The sequence below is a fragment of the Streptococcus mitis genome (genome assembly GCF_902159415.1).
Taxonomy (GTDB): Bacteria; Bacillota; Bacilli; order Lactobacillales; family Streptococcaceae; genus Streptococcus; species Streptococcus mitis_BG.
Genome location: NZ_CABGJU010000001.1, coordinates 958730 through 976141 on the forward strand (window position 1 = coordinate 958730; position 17412 = coordinate 976141).

Below are 17412 nucleotides of genomic sequence, written 5' to 3' on the forward strand. Positions count from 1 at the left end.
ATTTACACAATAAAGTCCACTCAAGAATCAGTTTGACCACTGATAAAAGGATTTGAAATATTTGTCCAAACAAGTCTTTATGGTATAATGAAGGAAGAAATTTGAAAGGAATTACCATGTCAAAAGAAATTATTGTTGAGAGTTTTGAACTCGATCACACCATTGTTAAGGCACCTTATGTCCGCTTGATTGGAGAAGAGACTGGACCGAAAGGAGATATCATCTCTAATTTTGATATTCGCTTGGTTCAACCAAATGAGGACTCTATCCCTACTGCTGGACTTCATACTATTGAGCACCTCTTGGCTAAGCTAATCCGTACTCGCATCGACGGTATGATCGATTGTTCACCATTTGGTTGTCGTACAGGGTTCCATATGATTATGTGGGGACGTCATACCAGCGCTGAAATCGCTGCTGTCATCAAGGATTGCCTGAAAGAAATCGCTGAAACAACAACTTGGGAAGATGTCCCAGGAACAACCATTGAATCTTGTGGCAACTACAAGGATCACAGCCTCTTTTCTGCTAAGGAATGGGCAAAATTGATTCTCCAACAAGGAATCTCAGACGATGCCTTTGAACGTCATGTCATCTAATAATAAAAAAAAAGAAACCAGCTTTTGAACTGGTTCTTTTTTTTATTTTCTAAATCTTGATTTAGGCTTTTTCACGAATGACCAAAACACCATCTTCCATGTCAGCTTCTAGGTGTTTAGCATCAAGATTATCCAAGTGGAAGTCTGTCACTTTGTCACGGATTTGTTGTTCAACCACACGACGGAGTGGACGAACACCCATCACTTCATCATAACCCTCTTCGGTCATATATTCTTTAGCCGCATCGCTCACTGCTAGGTCAATTTCTTTCTTAGAAAGGGTCTTATTGACATCAATTAACATCAAATCAACAATCTTAGAAAGATCTTCCTTGCTCAAGTGTGAGAACTCGATCACTGCGTTAAAGCGGTTGAGGAATTCTGGACGGAAGTAAGGTTTCAAACGATCCATGAGTTCTGGTTTGTCTGCATCTTCTGTCAAGTTAGCTTCATAACCAAAGCCAGCGTTTGAAGTTGCGATAATCACAGTATTCTTGAAGTTTACTGTATTCCCTTGACCGTCTGTCAAACGACCATCATCCAAGACTTGAAGGAGAAGAGTAATCACTTGAGGATCTGCCTTTTCAATCTCGTCCAAAAGTACGATCGAGTATGGATTACGACGAACACGTTCAGTTAATGTATTATTGTTGTCATCGTAACCAACATAACCTGCAGTTGTACCAATCAATTTAGAAACGGCTGTACGATCGCTATATTCTGACATGTCCAAACGGATGATGGCATCTTTAGTACCGAACATATCAAGAGCCAATTGTTTAGCCAACTCAGTCTTACCAACACCAGTAGGCCCTACAAAGAGGAAGCTACCGATTGGACGGTTCCCTTCGTCAAAGCCGGCACGGTTCCGACGAATCGCTTTTGCTACTGCTTCAACCGCCTTGTCTTGACCAATAACTTTTGTTTGCAAACGGTGACCCATATCTTTCAAACGTTCAATATCGGTTGCACCCATTTGAGAAACTGGAATGCCAGTCATACGTTCTACAGACTCAGCTACATCATTGACTGTTGCAGTTACCTTGTGATCCTCAGTATGGTTGGCAATTTTCTTTTCAAGTTCTTCAATACGAACCTTAGCATTAAGGGCTGCTTCATAGTCTTCTTTAGCTGCTGCTGCTTCTTGTTTGGTTTTTTCCGCTTGAATTTCGTGCTCAACCGCATGTACATCTGTCACAGGATGTTGAGCCGCCAAGTGAGCAGCTGTTACATCGACCAAGTCAATCGCCTTATCAGGCAAGCTACGTTGTGGAATGTATTGAACAGAATAATCTACTGCTGCTTTCAATACTTCATCTGGCAAGACAACATTGTGGTGTTGTTGATAAAGATCACGAATCCCTTGGAGGATCTTGAAGGTATCTTCAGCAGATGGAGCATTAACCTTGACTTCGTTGAAACGACGTGCAAGGGCAGCATTTTTCAAGATGGTGTTACGGTATTCATCCTGAGTAGTTGCACCAATCACAGTCAATTCACCACGTGAAAGTGCTGGTTTCAAGATGTCCGCAAGACCTTTAGATCCTTGACCATCACCTGTGCTACCTGCACCTAGGATTTGGTGGATTTCATCGAAGAAAAGGATAATATTTCCAGCTTCTTTGACTTCGTTTACCAAGTTTTGAATGTTTTCTTCAAAGCTACCACGGTATTGAGTACCAGCTTCAAGTCCAGAAATATCTATAGAAATGATTTCTTTGTTCTTGATAGCTGCAGGAACATCACCATTTACGATAGCTTGTGCCAAACCTTCTACTACTGCAGTTTTACCAACACCAGCATCACCAACAAGAACAGGATTGTTCTTAGTACGGCGAGAAAGAATTTCAGAAGTTTCTTGAATCTCTTTATTACGTCCAATAACTGGATCCAACTTACCTTCACGAGCTTCTGCTGTTAAGTTTCGTCCAAGTTTTGCAAGAATCCCATCTTGTTTCATAGCTTTGCCTTGAATGTACTGAGCTTGTTCACTACCTTCGCTTGGAAGTTGACCTGTTTGACGGTAAATAGCAAATTCTTCAGGTGTTACTTCACGACCGTTAATCAAGTAACGACGGTTTTCTGAACTGTATCCACGCATACCACCCATCAATTGGTTAAACAAATCATCCATATTGTTAAAGTTATTAAAATTGTTATTCATATTTCATACCTCGTTTAATTAAAAATTTACTTAGTCAAAATAGTTTGACTTTCTCTGACCTTTGTTTTAAAAAATTTAGACTAGCTGTTAGCTACTCGCTGTTGGCTACTCTACGTATAATTTCTGGTTTTTCTTTATCTATTACGATTTTTGCAATTAGACTTTTAAAAATATTACTGTTAAACATAGGTTTTACCTCTTTTCTAGGTTTTAACCATACTTTGATTTTAAGATAGTATATACAATCATCTTAAAATCAAGGTTTTTTAAGGACTTTCCTTATCCTTATGTTCTTAGTATATCACTTTAGTCAGTTTTAGTCAACACATTTGACCAAATTTGACTATTTTTTTTAAAAAAATTTTTATAGAAAAAAGCCAGTCATAATGACTGGCTTAACTTTTAATTATTGCTGAATCTTAAAGCAATGCATCATCCATAGAAAGAACTTCGTGGAAGACACGTTGTGTCAATTCAGTTTTTTGTTCTGGAGTGAGGTATTTAGTGTTTACACAGTATCCAGAGATACGTACGATTACGTCTTCACCTGACATGATCTTTTCGTAAACATCGTTCAAGTCCATAACGTTCAAGTTAACGTGTTGTCCACCGTTTTCGAAGTAACCATCAAGGATTGTTACCAAGTTATCAACTTGTTCGTCACGAGTTTTACCAAGAGCACGTGGTGAAACTTGAGTTGTCAATGAGATACCATCAGCTGCATAACCAAAGTCAAGGCTAGCAAGTGAGTTCAAGTTTTGCAACCATCCACCTTTAGCTTTGTTAGATGGGTTCGCACCTGGTGAGAAGAATTCAAGTTTAGACAAGTTAACAGAACCATCTTCGTTGAGGTATACACCTTTGTGGACTGGTGAGTTACCAGTTTGTTTAGAGTAAGCGACGTTAGATGTGATTGTCAAAAGTGATACAGTAGCTTCTGCGTCTTTGTAAAGTTTGTGGCTACGTAGACGAGTTGTGTAAGCTTCGATCAACCATTCTGCCAATTCGTTTGAACGTGGGTCATCTTCACCCCAACGTGGGTATTCACCGATTGTTTCGTAATCGTAGATGTAACCATTTTCGTCACGGATTGGTTTAACTGTAGCGTACTTGATAGCTGACAATGTGTCAACAGTGTTTGCGAATCCACAGATACCGAATCCCATGTTAGCACGTTGTTTAGTTGGCAAGAAGGCCATTTGAACAGCTTCGTAGTTGTACTTGTCAGTCATGTAGTGGATGATATTCAAAGCATCTACGTAAGTGTCAGTCAACCAGTCAAGAGATTTTTCAAAGTTAGCTTTAACTGATTCGAATTCAAGAACATCGTCAAGAATAGGATCGATGTCAAATACTTTGTAGTCTTTATGTACGTCGTCATATCCGCCGTTCAAACCAGTAAGAAGAGCTTTAAGAACGTTAACACGAGCACCGAAGTACTGGATATTGTGACGTTGTTCTTCGTTTTCAGGGTCAAGTGGAGATACACAACATGAGATACAGCTCATTTCACCGTATCCATCTTTAGCCATTGTTGTTACACCTTCGTATTGGATAGAAGAGTGCTTGTGACTCATGTGCATACAGTAGCGACGGAAGCTATATGGCAATTGGTCAGTCCAAAGAACTGTCAAGTTTGGCTCTGGAGAGTTACCGATGTTGTCCAAAGTGTTCAAGAAACGGTAGTCCATCTTAGTAACACGGTGACGACCGTCGTTACCCATACCAGCCATAGAAGTTGTGATGAAGGTTGGGTCACCTGAGTACAATTGGTCATAAGCTTTTGTACGACCGAATTTAACTGTACGAAGTTTCATAACGAAATCGTCAACAAATTCTTGGATTTCTGATTCAGTAAATGTACCACGAGCAAGGTCGCGTTCAGCAAAGATATCCAAGACGATTGGCACACGACCTAGAGATGTAGCTGCACCGTTGATAACACGGCAGACAGCCATGAAGGCAATGTTTACCCATTGGATAGCTTCTTTAACGTTCATCGCTGGTTTACGAACGTCAACTCCGTAAAGGTCACCTAAACGAACAACTTCTTGTAATGCTTTGTATTGAAGGTTGATTTCTTCACGAAGGCGGATTGTTTCTTCATCGATTTCTTTGATAGCATTCCAATCATTCAATTTTTCTTGCATCAAGAAGTCAGCTCCATAAAGAGCAAGACGTGCGTACACACCAATGATACGTCCACGTGAGTATGAGTCTGGAAGACCAGTTACAGTGTGGGCGTGACGAGCACGAAGAATGTTAGAAGTATATGCACGGAAGATACCATCGTTTACTGTTGTAACGTATTTAGTGAAAATTTCGTGAACAGCTGGATCTGGCTCATAACCGTTTTCTCTCAAAGTAGTTTCAGCCATACGGATACCACCTTTTGGCATGAAGTTCAATTTGAAGAGTTCATCATTTTGGATACCGAAAATCAATTCGTTTTCTTTGTCGATAAATCCAGCAGGAATATCAGCAATAGAAGTTGGACGAGTATCCATTGGGAAACGAGTTTCTTCGTAGTGTGCTTTAGTTTCTTCTACGATTTTTTTAATGTGAAGTGAACGTTCTGTTGGTCCAGCAAGGAAACTTTCATCTCCATCATATGGTGTGTAGTTTGCTTGAACGAAACGAGACACACTTACTTTTTCTTTCCAATCAACACCTTTGAAGCCTTCCCAAGCTTTTTCAAAAATGTCTTGTGCTTCAACGACAGTCTTAACAACCATGATATATCCTCATTTTCTAGTAACAAGAATCTGTTACATTTATATGCTAAGTATACCACATGGTAATCGTTTTCAACAAGAGAAAAGTACTATTTTTAAAAGTTTCTTTACTAATACAGCGTCTATTATTATATAAACTGTATTATATTTTTGAAAGGAAAATCACTCATTTACATTTTTTCAGAAAAAGAGGTATAATGAATAAAGAAAAATACTTACTATAGGAGTTGTCATGCTGATTTTCCCACTTTTAAATGACACATCTCGAAAGATCATCCACATCGATATGGATGCCTTTTTTGCTGCTGTGGAAATCAGAGATAATCCAGGATTGAAAGGAAAACCAGTTATCATCGGTAGTGATCCAAGAAAAACAGGTGGACGTGGGGTTGTTGCAACCTGTAGTTACGAAGCAAGGGTTTTTGGTATCCATTCAGCCATGAGTTCAAAAGAAGCATACCAACGTTGCCCTCAAGCTGTCTTTATTCCTGGAAATTACGAAAAGTATCTTAAAGTCGGGCAGCAAATTCGAGAAATCTTTCTACGCTATACTGATTTAATTGAGCCTATGAGCATCGACGAAGCCTATCTAGATGTAACTGAAAACAAGCTTGGTATCAAATCTGCTGTTAAAATTGCTCGTTTAATTCAGCAGGATATCTGGAATGAATTACAATTAACAGCTTCTGCTGGTGTATCATACAATAAATTTTTAGCTAAAATGGCAAGTGACTATCAAAAGCCTCGTGGTTTGACAGTCATTCTTCCTGATGAAGCTGAAGATTTCCTCAAACAAATGGATATCGCTAAATTACACGGTGTGGGCAAGAAAACAGTTGAAAAACTCCATCAAATGGGTGTATATACGGGTACTGACCTTTTAGAGATTTCTGAAATCACTCTCATTGATCGTTTCGGAAGACTCGGCTTTGATCTATATCGTAAGGCTCGAGGTATAGATAACTCTCCCGTCAAATCAAATCGTATCCGTAAGTCTATTGGTAAAGAAAAAACTTACAGTAAAATTCTAAGTCTAGATGAAGATATTAAAAAAGAGCTTACTCTCCTTTCGGAAAAAGTTGCTCTTAGTCTTCAAAAATATGAAAAAAGTGGTAAGATCATCATTTTGAAAATCCGCTATGCTGACTTTTCTACTTTGACAAAACGAAAAACTTTAGAGCAGCAAACACAAGACTCTGAACAAATTGCTCAAAGCATTATCCAACTTTACGAAACTCTGAGTGACAAAGACAAGGGTGTTCGCTTATTGGGAGTTACTGTGACTGGATTTTAAAAACCTTGAAGGATTCTACCCTCAAGGTTTTTTTTATACAAATAATCGAACGAAGCTATAAAGTAGTAACACACTACCGAGGACAATACGGTATTTACCAAACATTGTAAAATCGTGTTTTTTGACATAGCTGGTCAAGAAACGAATGGAAACCATGCTGACTGCAAAAGCCACTACCATTGCTACCAAGAGCAAGAAGAATTGGCCAAAGCTCAACACTTCTCCTGCTTTGATAAATTTAAAAATCTTCAAAGCACTGGCCCCAAACATAACTGGAATTCCTAGATAGAAGGTAAATTCTGTTACCACTGAACGACTAGTGCCGTTCAACAAACCACCGACGATTGTGGCACCTGAACGACTAGTACCTGGTAAAAGGGCCAAGACTTGGAAAAGTCCAATATAGAGGGCTGTTTTATAAGGTAATTTATCTAACTCAGTAACTGTTGGCTCAATTGCTTGCGCTTTGTTGCGTTTTTCAAGATAGATAAAGGCAACCCCATAAACAATCAACATGATGGCTACTGAAACCATATTATGGAAGTGAGTATCAAACCAATCATCAAACTTAAAGACTAGGAGAAGAGGTAGGGTCGCAACAAAAACTTTGGACCATAATTGCCAGGTTCTACGAACTTGAACTTTATCCTTACCTGGTTTGAATGGATTAAGCTTGTTAAAGTAGATAACCATAACGGCTAAGATTGCACCCAGCTGAATGACTACATTGAACATAGACATGAAGGCTTCATTTTGATCTTTATACTGGATAAACTCTTCCGCTAGGATTAAGTGGCCAGTACTTGAAATCGGCAACCATTCCGTAATTCCTTCAACGATCCCAAAAAAGATTGATTTTAAAATTTCAAAAAAATACATAGATTACTCCTTTTTCTATCCTCCATTATATCATACTTTTAAAGCCTGTGTTGAGTTTTCTTTAGAAAGCACCAACACTTCCACCGCCGCTACCGCCTAATAATTCTCTGCCAGAACTACTATTCCTAGTGGATACGGAGAAGTTACTCGCCTTATCTGCTACTGAATCATTATGCCTTATCTGTACCGTTGACTTGTGAAACTGCTTATGCCAGTCACTTGTAACATAAAGATTCATATCAGAATTTTCAAGATAAATATCTCGAATTGTATGAGCTTGCTAACACTCTTGGTAAGCCCTAAAGAGTTAAACTGACTCAGGTAGGATCCTAGAAAATAATGCTTTCTATCTCTGCATTTTCTAATTGCGAGGTATGTTTTTAAAACCTTCTCAATCATTTTCGAAAATATATCATTTTTTATAGGTAAAGATTTACTTGTATTGAAAATCTCGCTATTTTTAGATACAATAGAGGGAGTCACTTTTAGACGATAATAGGAGAAAAAATGAAGAAACTAATCTTATCAATTCTTGCAGGTCTTGCTCTCATGCTAGGTCTGACAAATGTTGTCCAAGCAGATGAGTATTTACGTATCGGAATGGAAGCTGCATATGCTCCTTTTAACTGGACACAAGACGATGACAGCAACGGAGCTGTCAAAATTGACGGAACTAACCAATACGCTAATGGCTACGATGTGCAAATCGCTAAAAAAATTGCCAAAGATTTAGGGAAAGAACCACTGGTTGTGAAAACAAAATGGGAAGGTCTTGTCCCAGCCCTAACTTCTGGAAAAATCGATATGATTATCGCGGGTATGAGTCCAACAGCTGAACGTAAGCAAGAAATTGCCTTTTCAAGCAGTTACTATACCAGTGAACCAGTACTTTTAGTCAAAAAAGATTCTGCCTATGCAAACGCCAAAACACTAGATGATTTTAAAGATGCAAAAATCACTTCTCAACAAGGGGTTTACCTTTATGACTTGATTTCTCAAATTCCAGGCGCTAAAAAAGAAACTGCCATGGGTGATTTCGCACAAATGCGTCAAGCTCTTGAAGCTGGTGTCATTGACGCTTATGTTTCTGAACGACCAGAAGCCCTAACTGCTGAGTCAGCAAATGCAAAGTTCAAAATGATTCAGCCTGAACCTGGTTTTAAAACTGGAGAAGAAGACACAGCTATCGCAATCGGTCTTCGCAAAGATGATGAACGTATTAGCCAAATCAATGTTAGCATCGAAACCATTTCTAAGGATGAACAAGTTGCACTAATGGATCGTATGATTAAGGAGCAACCTGTTCAAGCTACAACTACTGAAGAAAATAGCAGTAGTTTCTTTGCTCAAGTTGCAAAAATCCTATCTGAGAACTGGCAACAACTCTTACGAGGAGCCGGCATCACTCTCTTAATTTCAATCATCGGTACTGTTGTCGGTCTAATCATCGGACTTGGTATTGGTGTGTTCCGTACTGCTCCACTATCAGAAACAAAATCTGTAGCATTCTTCCAGAAAGTACTTGGCTGGTTGCTAAACGTCTACATTGAAATTTTCCGTGGAACACCGATGATCGTTCAATCTATGGTTATCTACTATGGAACCGCCCAGGCTTTCGGAATCAACCTAGACCGTACTCTCGCTGCTATCTTTATCGTATCTATCAACACTGGTGCCTACATGACAGAAATCGTTCGTGGTGGTATCCTGGCAGTTGATAAGGGACAATTTGAAGCTGCGACAGCACTTGGTATGACCCACAATCAAACCATGCGCAAGGTAGTTCTACCTCAAGTCGTTCGCAATATTTTACCTGCAACTGGTAACGAGTTTGTTATTAACATCAAGGATACTTCCGTACTGAATGTTATCTCTGTTGTGGAGCTCTATTTCTCAGGAAACACAGTAGCAACTCAAACATACCAATACTTCCAAACATTTACAATCATTGCAGTAATTTACTTTGTCCTCACCTTTACAGTAACTCGTATCTTGCGCTTTATCGAACGTCGCATGGATATGGATACCTATACTACAGGTGCTAACCAAATGCAAACGGAGGATTTGAAATAATGAAGCAGCCAATCCTTGAAATCAAACACCTCAAAAAATCCTATGGACAAAACGAGGTTCTAAAAGATATCTCTCTCACTATCCATAAAGGAGAAGTTATTTCTATTATCGGTAGTTCTGGTAGTGGTAAATCAACCTTCCTACGTTCGATCAACTTACTTGAAACCCCGACTGAGGGAGAAATCCTCTATCATGGTGAAAATGTACTTGAAAAAGGCTATAACCTTACTCATTATCGAGAAAAACTAGGTATGGTTTTCCAATCCTTTAACCTCTTTGAAAACCTCAACGTACTTGAAAATACTATCGTTGCACAAACAACTGTTCTCAAGCGCGAGTATGCAGAGGCAGAAAAAATTGCTAAAGAAAATCTTGAAAAAGTTGGTATGGGAGAGCGCTACTGGCAAGCAAAACCTAAACAACTTTCTGGTGGGCAAAAGCAGCGTGTTGCTATCGCTCGCGCCCTTTCTATGAATCCTGATGCCATCCTTTTTGATGAACCGACATCTGCTCTTGACCCTGAAATGGTTGGAGAAGTTCTTAAAATCATGCAAGATTTAGCTCAAGAAGGCTTGACCATGATCGTTGTAACTCACGAAATGGAGTTCGCCCGCGACGTTTCAAATCGCGTCATCTTTATGGATAAGGGTGTTATTGCTGAAGAAGGAAAGCCTGAAGATCTATTTACGAATCCTAAAGAAGAGCGTACAAGAGAGTTTCTACAACGCTATCTTGGGTAAGAAAAAGCTGCAAGAAAGCAGCTTTTTTTATTGTCCATAAAAATTAAAAGGCAGACTCTTTTTAAGAATCCGCCTGTATCCAAAGACTAATCTTCAAATTTTTCATGGTTTTTATCATAGAAATCAATTAATCCAAGGGCAGTTTCAAAGGAAATATTTTTCACTTTTGCACGTCCTTGAGCTAAAGCAATGATAGACATCTCACGCGCATTCGTTTCCTTAGAAATACGATACCCTGTAATTTTCTTGTCACGAACCCAGCTGACAACTGATTCTACTTTTTCGAAGTTAGATTTAGCCATATTTCTTCTCCTATTTTATTCTTTACAATTTTTTATTGTAAACGTTTTAATAGTGTTTGTCAATGAAAAGGCCTTCATCAATAAAATAAAAGGTTAAAATCCTAATTATTTCGCTTTTAAAGCTGATAATATATGGGTTCTTATATCTTCAACTCCATTAGGATTTGCTGGCAAGAATATTGTATTATTGCCTTGTTTGTCGGCGAAATTATTCAATGTGTCTAAGTACTGGTTGGTTAATAGGATTGACATGATTTGTTCTTCTGTTAATTCTACGTTTGCTCCTTTTAGCTCAATAATAGAATCAGCAAGTCCATCAACAATTGCTTTACGCTGTTCTGCAATCCCTACACCATGTAGGCGATCTTTTTCTGCCTCTGCTTCAGCCGCTGTAACAATCTTAATTTTATCTGCTTCAGCCAATTCTTGGGCTGCTACTCTCTTACGTTGAGCAGCATTAATTTCGTTCATAGACTGCTTAACTTCTGCATCCGGTTCTACTTTGGTAATGAGCGTCTTAACGATAATATACCCATACGTTGACATTTCTTCAGCTACTTGTTTTTGAACTTCTAATGCAATTTCATCTTTTTTCTCAAACAATTCATCCAAAGTTAACTTAGGAACAGACGAGCGTAATGCATCTTCAATATATGATTTAATCTGAGCTTCAGGTCTCATTAATTTATAGTAAGCATCTGTAACATTTAGCTCATTTACACGGTATTGAGTTGCGACATTCATGGTCACAAAAACGTTATCTTGGGTCTTGGTTTCAACCACGATCTCACTCTGTAAAAGGCGTAGCTGCACACGAGCAGCAATTTTGTCAATGCCAAATGGTGCCCGTAGATGAATACCACTATTACTTAACTTTTGATACTTACCAAATCGCTCGATAATTGCAACAGACTGTTGACGAACGACATAAACAGAGCTTACCAAAATAGCTCCTACAATAAGCATTAGAACTAATAGAACAAGTAAAACTTTTAAAACCATGGGAATCTCCCCCTTTCTTCACTTACATTATAGCACTCATAAATAGGTTAGGCAAATATTATGATAAAAATTTAGTAGTATATTACACAAGCATATTATATAGGGTTTCATTACCATTTAAATTAATATAAGCCGGGTCAAATTTTTCCATGCGACGAATCAAGCTTGCATAATCATGCTTATCTGATAAGGCAATACCGATTAAAACCGGCCCTGTACCCTTGCTAGCTCTCTTGATATATTCAAAACGAGTAATATCATCGTTAGGACCTAAGATATCATTTACAAATTCTCTAAGAGCACCAGGACGTTGTGGGAAATTGACGACAAAGTAGTGTTTAATCCCATCGTAAATCAAAGCACGCTCTTCCATCTCGGGCATCCGGTTAATATCATTATTTCCACCCGAAATAATACAACAAATGGTCTTACCCTTGATGTAGTCGGATAAAACTTCCAAGGCAGCAATGCTAGCAGCTCCTGCCGGCTCTGCTACAATTCCTTGTTTAGAGTAAAGGTCAATTAAGGTTTCAGAAATCAATCCTTCATCAACACCAATAAGGGTTTCAACATGTTTACGTGTCGCTTCATAGGTCAATTCCCCAACCTTTTGAACTGCAATCCCATCAGCGAACTTATCAATATCTTTTAACTTGACAGGACCACCTGCTTCAAAAGCAGCTTTCATAGAACGAGCGCCATTTGCTTCAACACCGATGACATCTATCTCTGGATTTGTTTCCTTTATATAGGTAGAAACTCCAGCAATTAAACCTCCCCCACCAACAGGTACTAGGACAGCATCGAAAACAATAGTCTCCTTGCGTGCAACTTCTAAAATTTCATAGGCAACAGTACCTTGACCTGCTTGGACATTCGTATCATCAAAAGGATCTATAAAGGTACTATTTTCTGCTATTGTATATTCCTGCGCTGCTTTGGCTGAAGCATCAAAGGTATCGCCTACCAATTTAATGGTCACGAAGTCTCCCCCAAAGAATCGTACCTGCCCAATCTTTTGTTGAGGTGTTGTGATGGGCATAAAAATGGTTGCAGGAATTTTCATCTCATTACAGGTGTAGGCTACGCCTTGGGCATGATTCCCCGCCGATGCACAGACTACCCCACGCTCTCGCTCATCATTACTGAGTTGAGAAATAGCATAGTAGGCCCCACGGATCTTGAAAGAACGGACTCGTTGGGCATTTTCTTTTTTTAGATAAATCTTAGCACCGTATTTTTCTGATAGGTAATGATCATAGTCCAGCGGTGTCTCAGCAACCACACCATTCAAAACTTTATGGGCTTTCACCACATCTTTTGCTCTTAACATTTGATTTCTTTCTAATGAGTATTTTAAATGTGAAAGCGAGCTTGGTCCAACCAACTCGCCTTCTTGTTTACATATTAGTTATAGATTTTAAAGGCATCATCGTCATTTTTGCCGACAAATGGCATTGCTTTACGTAATTCAACACCAACTTTTTCAATCTCAAGGTCAGCTGCTTGTTCACGGTAGGCAGTTAATTTTGGACGACCAGCTTTATAGTCGTTTACGAAGTCATTTGCAAACTTACCATTTTGGATATCGGCAAGAACAGCCTTCATATTTTCTTTCACTTGTTCAGTAATGACACGTGGACCTGAAACATAGTCCCCGTACTCGGCAGTGTTAGAAATTGATTGACGCATTTTCTTGAATCCACCTTCGTAAATCAAGTCAACGATCAATTTCATTTCGTGAAGGACTTCAAAGTAAGCCAATTCTGGTGCATAACCAGCTTCAGTCAAGACTTCAAAACCTGCTTCCATCAAGGCAGTCAAACCACCACAAAGAACGGCTTGTTCACCAAACAAATCTTCTTCAGTTTCTTCTTTAAAGCTTGTTTCAAGAAGTCCAACGCGTGCTGAACCAACACCTTTAGCCCAGTCCATAGCGATATCTTTAGCATTTCCTGTTGCGTCTTGATAAACTGCATAGAGGGCTGGAACTCCAAATCCTTCTTCGAAAGTACGACGTACCAAGTGACCTGGTCCTTTAGGCGCACACATGAAGACGTCAACACTTTCTGGTGCTTTGATAAATTCAAAGTGGATGTTAAATCCATGTGCGAAACCAAGTGCATTCCCAGCTTCCAAGTTTGGAGCTACTTCTTCTGCATAAAGGTCTGCTTGGATTTCATCTGGTGCCAAGATCATGATAACGTCTGCCAATTTAGTAGCTTCTGCTACTGTGTAAGTGTCAAATCCATCTTCTTTTGCTTTGTCAAAAGACTTACCTGGACGCACACCGATAATCACATCATGTCCTGTATCACGCAAATTTTGAGCGTGAGCATGTCCTTGTGAACCATATCCAATAACGGCAATTTTTTTGCCATCAAGCGCTGCTACTTTAACATCTTTTTCGTATTCCATTTGTACTGCCATTGTTTTCTCTCTTTTCTATATCTTTCTTTTTGCCACTTATGTCTTTACATACATAAATTTTGTTTAATCACGAGTAAATCCTGTCGCACCCGTTCGAGCAATATTTCTTATTCCATATGGTCGAATCACTCGCAACAAGGCTTCACTTTTTTCCGCATTCCCAGTCATTTGAATGGTAATGGAGCTTGGTGCAACATCAACTACTGTTGCACGGAAAGGTTGAATAATTGCCAAAATCTCTGCCCGTTTTTCTGCTGGTGCTGAAACCTTTACTAAGATAACTTCACGCTCTAAATGAGGATGGTCTGTAATGTCGCGAACACGAATCACATCAATTTGACGGTTGAGTTGTTTAATGATTTGCTCCACTTCATCATGTGAAGCTACATCAATAATAATGGTAATTCTCGAAACATTTGGATCCTCAGTCGCACCGACTGAAATACTCTCAATATTTACCTGACGGCGTGAAAGCACACCTGTGAAACGGTTGAGTACTCCTGAGCGGTTTTGGAGTCTAGCTGTTAACATTCTACGCATTAAACTTCACCCCCAACATCTCATGATTACTCTTACCAGCAGGAACCATTGGAAGAACGTGTTCCTTGCGGGAAATATCGACTTCGATAAACATCGGCACATCTTCTAGAATAACCTCTAAATCCTTTTCAAGAGTTTCTGGATTATCAAACTTATAGTTTTTTATACCGTATGCTTGAGCCATTAACTGGAAATCAGGAAGTGTATCAAATACAGACTCCGAAGTTCTTCCTTCATAGAAAGATTCTTGCCACTGACGAACCATACCTAATGAGTGGTTATTAAGCATAATAACTTTAATTGGCACTCTATAGATATTCAAAATAGCTAACTCTTGGTTGGTCATCTGGAAGCCACCATCTCCCACAAAGAGTACTACTTCCTTATCTGGATTTGCAATCTTTGCTCCAATAGCTGCTGGTACTCCAAATCCCATGGTTCCTAAACCACCTGACGTTACAAGTTGACGCTCATTTTGATAGGGATAATACTGAGCTGTCCACATTTGGTGTTGCCCAACGTCCGTTACGACAATGGCATCACCTTTGGTCAATTCACCAACTCGTTCAATAACTGCTTGCGGTTGAACGACACGTTCTTTTTTATCATAAGAACGAACACGGTTTTTATCCTTGGTTACTTTATCAATCCATTTTGTTGTATCATTGTGAACAATAGGCTCTGCAAGGAGCATTTCTAAAGCTTTCTTTGCATCTCCAACCACTGGTATATCCGCACTAATTATCTTACCAATCTCTGCTGCATCAATATCAATATGGGCAACCTTGGCATTTTTGGCAAAAGTTTTTGGATTCCCAGTTAAACGGTCATCAAAACGGCATCCAATGCTAATCATGAAATCAGCTTCGGTCATTGCTATATTGGCTGCAAATGAACCATGCATTCCACCCATACCTAAGAAAAGCGGGTGACTAGTAGCAATAGTCCCTTGTCCCAAAAGTGTTGTTACAACAGGAATTTGGTAACGTTCTGCAAATTCATTTAATTCTTTAGAAGCTTCAGCATAACTAATACCACCACCAGCAAGTAGAACTGGTTTTTTAGCTCTTGATAAGTGCTTCAATATTTTTTTAATCTGCATCTCATTCGGTTCAAGAGTTGGTTGATAACTAGGAAGAACGACTTTAGGTGAATAGATAAAATCTGTTTCCAAAGCTGAGACATCTTTGGGAAGGTCAATAACAACTGGTCCTGGACGACCTGTAGTTGCAATATGAATTGCCTCCGCTACTATTCTTGGAATATCTGCAGTTTCACGTACTTGATAGTTGTACTTAGTGATTGGCATAGTAATACCAACGATATCTGCTTCTTGGAAGGCATCCTTACCAATACCAGGACGCGCTACCTGACCTGTAAAAACTAAGAGTGGAACGCTATCGCTCATAGCATCTGCAATACCTGTAATGGCATTTGTTGCTCCTGGTCCACTTGTGACGACCGCAACACCAAGTTTCCCTGTTGATTTAGCATATCCTTCAGCTTCATGAAGACAGCCTTGTTCATGACGGCCAAGAATATGACGAATACCTTTAAAATTGTATATCGCATCATATAGAGGTAAAACTGCCCCACCTGGATAACCAAAAATTGTATCAACCCCTAAGTCACGAAGTGTTTCTAAAACTAAATCCGATCCTGTCTTAGGAGTTTCTAAAGTGATTTTCTCCATTCTTCCCCTTTCTCTTCTCTTAAAATGACTTGTTTCTATGATACCATTTTTTCAAAAATTTTCAAGACAAAAGAAACAATTTTCTGAATTTTCTATCTAGACGATTTTCAATATCAAATTAAATTAGTAAAATTTTATTATGACGACAAAAAAGGTTGAGGTAAATCTACCTTCAACCTTTTTGTTTTAAATTTTATACTTATTAAAGTGAGTTAACGTCAACCTTGATACCCACACCTTGAGTAGTTGTGATTGTCAAGCTTGTTACGTAAGTTCCTTTAGCAGTAGCTGGTTTAGCTTTTTGGATTGTTTCGTTGAAAGCTTTGAAGTTTTCAACCAACTTGTCAGCTTCAAATGAAACTTTACCGATGATAGCTTGTACGATACCTGCACGGTCTGCACGGTAAGTGATTTTACCACCTTTAGACTCTTCAACTGCTTTAGCAACATCCATTGTTACAGTACCAGTTTTAGGGTTTGGCATCAAGTTACGTGGTCCAAGGACACGTCCAAGACGTCCAACAAGAGCCATCATATCAGGTGTAGCGATAACTACGTCGAAGTCCAACCAACCGTCGTTGATTTTAGCAACAAGGTCGTCTTCACCAACGAAATCTGCACCAGCAGCTTTAGCTTCTTCAGCTTTTGCACCACGTGCAAATACAAGAACGCGAGCTGTTTTACCAGTACCGTTTGGCAATACCATTGCTCCACGGATTTGTTGGTCAGCTTTTTTCACGTCGATGTTCAAGTTGTAAGCAACTTCTACAGTTGCGTCAAATTTTGCAAAGTTAGTTTCTTTTGCAAGAGCTACAGCTTCTTCTACGCTGTATGCTTTTGTGCTGTCGATTTTCTCAAGAGCAGCACGAAGTTGTTTGCTTTTTTTAGCCATTTTCTATTCTCCTTGTAAGTGGTTCAATCGATTTTCATCTCCCACGTCACTTCTCGAAATGATGAAGTC

At 39.1% G+C, this 17412-nt stretch carries 14 protein-coding genes; 4 read left to right on the plus strand and 10 right to left on the minus strand.

What is annotated here, in order from left to right; all coding sequences use genetic code 11:
* Nucleotides 1-116: 116 nt before the first annotated feature.
* Nucleotides 117-599, plus strand: coding sequence for an S-ribosylhomocysteine lyase (locus tag FN031_RS05005; RefSeq protein WP_142558163.1), 483 nt, complete (start codon nucleotides 117-119; stop codon nucleotides 597-599).
* Nucleotides 600-660: 61 nt separating this feature from the next.
* Here the strand turns inward: FN031_RS05005 and FN031_RS05010 are convergent, their stop codons facing one another.
* Both FN031_RS05010 and pflB read right to left on the minus strand, forming a co-directional pair.
* Entirely contained in the window at nucleotides 661-2763 is a 2103-nt protein-coding gene (locus tag FN031_RS05010) for an AAA family ATPase (RefSeq protein WP_142558165.1), read from the minus strand.
* Nucleotides 2764-3182: 419 nt separating this feature from the next.
* A complete protein-coding gene (pflB, locus tag FN031_RS05015; protein WP_142558167.1) occupies nucleotides 3183-5498 on the minus strand; it encodes a formate C-acetyltransferase in 2316 nt (771 codons plus the stop codon).
* A 232-nt stretch (nucleotides 5499-5730) separates the two neighbouring features.
* Here pflB and dinB point away from each other — a divergent pair, with 232 nt between their 5' ends.
* Nucleotides 5731-6792 (plus strand): DNA polymerase IV, encoded by a 1062-nt coding sequence (gene dinB / locus FN031_RS05020; protein ID WP_142558169.1) that lies wholly within the window; start codon nucleotides 5731-5733, stop codon nucleotides 6790-6792.
* Between the two features lie 33 nt (nucleotides 6793-6825).
* On the opposite strand, the gene FN031_RS05025 is transcribed toward dinB, so the two are convergent.
* Nucleotides 6826-7671, minus strand: a complete 846-nt coding sequence (locus FN031_RS05025) for an undecaprenyl-diphosphate phosphatase (protein WP_142558171.1) — start codon at nucleotides 7669-7671, stop codon at nucleotides 6826-6828.
* 507 nt (nucleotides 7672-8178) lie between these two features.
* Between FN031_RS05025 and FN031_RS05035 the strand changes: the two genes are divergently transcribed.
* Both FN031_RS05035 and FN031_RS05040 read left to right on the plus strand, forming a co-directional pair.
* Nucleotides 8179-9744, plus strand: coding sequence for an ABC transporter substrate-binding protein/permease (locus tag FN031_RS05035; protein ID WP_142558175.1), 1566 nt, complete (start codon nucleotides 8179-8181; stop codon nucleotides 9742-9744).
* Nucleotides 9744-10484, plus strand: a complete 741-nt coding sequence (locus FN031_RS05040; RefSeq protein ID WP_075566471.1) for an amino acid ABC transporter ATP-binding protein — start codon at nucleotides 9744-9746, stop codon at nucleotides 10482-10484. Before FN031_RS05035 ends, FN031_RS05040 begins: the two co-directional genes overlap by 1 nt.
* Before the next feature lie 86 nt (nucleotides 10485-10570).
* On the opposite strand, the gene FN031_RS05045 is transcribed toward FN031_RS05040, so the two are convergent.
* The 7 genes from FN031_RS05045 to rplA form a co-directional block, all read right to left on the minus strand.
* The gene (locus FN031_RS05045; protein WP_002893653.1) at nucleotides 10571-10786 is read right to left on the minus strand and encodes a capsule biosynthesis transcriptional regulator; all 216 of its coding nucleotides are present in this window, start codon (nucleotides 10784-10786) and stop codon (nucleotides 10571-10573) included.
* 105 nt (nucleotides 10787-10891) lie between these two features.
* Nucleotides 10892-11788 carry an SPFH domain-containing protein gene (locus tag FN031_RS05050; RefSeq protein WP_142558177.1) on the minus strand — a complete coding sequence of 299 codons (897 nt, stop codon included), beginning with the start codon at nucleotides 11786-11788 and terminating at the stop codon, nucleotides 10892-10894.
* An 82-nt stretch (nucleotides 11789-11870) separates the two neighbouring features.
* Nucleotides 11871-13121 (minus strand): threonine ammonia-lyase IlvA, encoded by a 1251-nt coding sequence (ilvA, locus tag FN031_RS05055; RefSeq protein WP_142558179.1) that lies wholly within the window; start codon nucleotides 13119-13121, stop codon nucleotides 11871-11873.
* Between the two features lie 74 nt (nucleotides 13122-13195).
* Complete coding sequence (gene ilvC, locus FN031_RS05060) at nucleotides 13196-14218, minus strand: ketol-acid reductoisomerase (RefSeq protein ID WP_142558181.1); 1023 nt, start codon at nucleotides 14216-14218, stop codon at nucleotides 13196-13198.
* Between the two features lie 63 nt (nucleotides 14219-14281).
* The gene (ilvN, locus tag FN031_RS05065; RefSeq protein ID WP_075566463.1) at nucleotides 14282-14758 is read right to left on the minus strand and encodes an acetolactate synthase small subunit; all 477 of its coding nucleotides are present in this window, start codon (nucleotides 14756-14758) and stop codon (nucleotides 14282-14284) included.
* Nucleotides 14751-16451, minus strand: a complete 1701-nt coding sequence (locus FN031_RS05070) for an acetolactate synthase large subunit (protein WP_142558183.1) — start codon at nucleotides 16449-16451, stop codon at nucleotides 14751-14753. Before FN031_RS05070 ends, ilvN begins: the two co-directional genes overlap by 8 nt.
* Nucleotides 16452-16653: 202 nt before the next feature.
* Entirely contained in the window at nucleotides 16654-17343 is a 690-nt protein-coding gene (rplA, locus tag FN031_RS05075; protein ID WP_001085672.1) for a 50S ribosomal protein L1, read from the minus strand.
* Nucleotides 17344-17412: the final 69 nt, after the last annotated feature.

What these genes read in the sequence shown, in the direction of transcription:
- ilvC (WP_142558181.1), bottom strand. Translation starts at nt 14,218, where the DNA reads ATGGCAGTACAAATGGAATACGAAAAAGATGTTAAAGTAGCAGCGCTT.
- ilvN (WP_075566463.1), bottom strand. Translation starts at nt 14,758, where the DNA reads ATGCGTAGAATGTTAACAGCTAGACTCCAAAACCGCTCAGGAGTACTC.
- dinB (WP_142558169.1), top strand. Translation starts at nt 5,731, where the DNA reads ATGCTGATTTTCCCACTTTTAAATGACACATCTCGAAAGATCATCCAC.
- FN031_RS05010 (WP_142558165.1), bottom strand. Translation starts at nt 2,763, where the DNA reads ATGAATAACAATTTTAATAACTTTAACAATATGGATGATTTGTTTAAC.
- FN031_RS05025 (WP_142558171.1), bottom strand. Translation starts at nt 7,671, where the DNA reads ATGTATTTTTTTGAAATTTTAAAATCAATCTTTTTTGGGATCGTTGAA.
- FN031_RS05040 (WP_075566471.1), top strand. Translation starts at nt 9,744, where the DNA reads ATGAAGCAGCCAATCCTTGAAATCAAACACCTCAAAAAATCCTATGGA.
- pflB (WP_142558167.1), bottom strand. Translation starts at nt 5,498, where the DNA reads ATGGTTGTTAAGACTGTCGTTGAAGCACAAGACATTTTTGAAAAAGCT.
- rplA (WP_001085672.1), bottom strand. Translation starts at nt 17,343, where the DNA reads ATGGCTAAAAAAAGCAAACAACTTCGTGCTGCTCTTGAGAAAATCGAC.
- FN031_RS05035 (WP_142558175.1), top strand. Translation starts at nt 8,179, where the DNA reads ATGAAGAAACTAATCTTATCAATTCTTGCAGGTCTTGCTCTCATGCTA.
- FN031_RS05005 (WP_142558163.1), top strand. Translation starts at nt 117, where the DNA reads ATGTCAAAAGAAATTATTGTTGAGAGTTTTGAACTCGATCACACCATT.
- FN031_RS05070 (WP_142558183.1), bottom strand. Translation starts at nt 16,451, where the DNA reads ATGGAGAAAATCACTTTAGAAACTCCTAAGACAGGATCGGATTTAGTT.
- FN031_RS05045 (WP_002893653.1), bottom strand. Translation starts at nt 10,786, where the DNA reads ATGGCTAAATCTAACTTCGAAAAAGTAGAATCAGTTGTCAGCTGGGTT.
- ilvA (WP_142558179.1), bottom strand. Translation starts at nt 13,121, where the DNA reads ATGTTAAGAGCAAAAGATGTGGTGAAAGCCCATAAAGTTTTGAATGGT.
- FN031_RS05050 (WP_142558177.1), bottom strand. Translation starts at nt 11,788, where the DNA reads ATGGTTTTAAAAGTTTTACTTGTTCTATTAGTTCTAATGCTTATTGTA.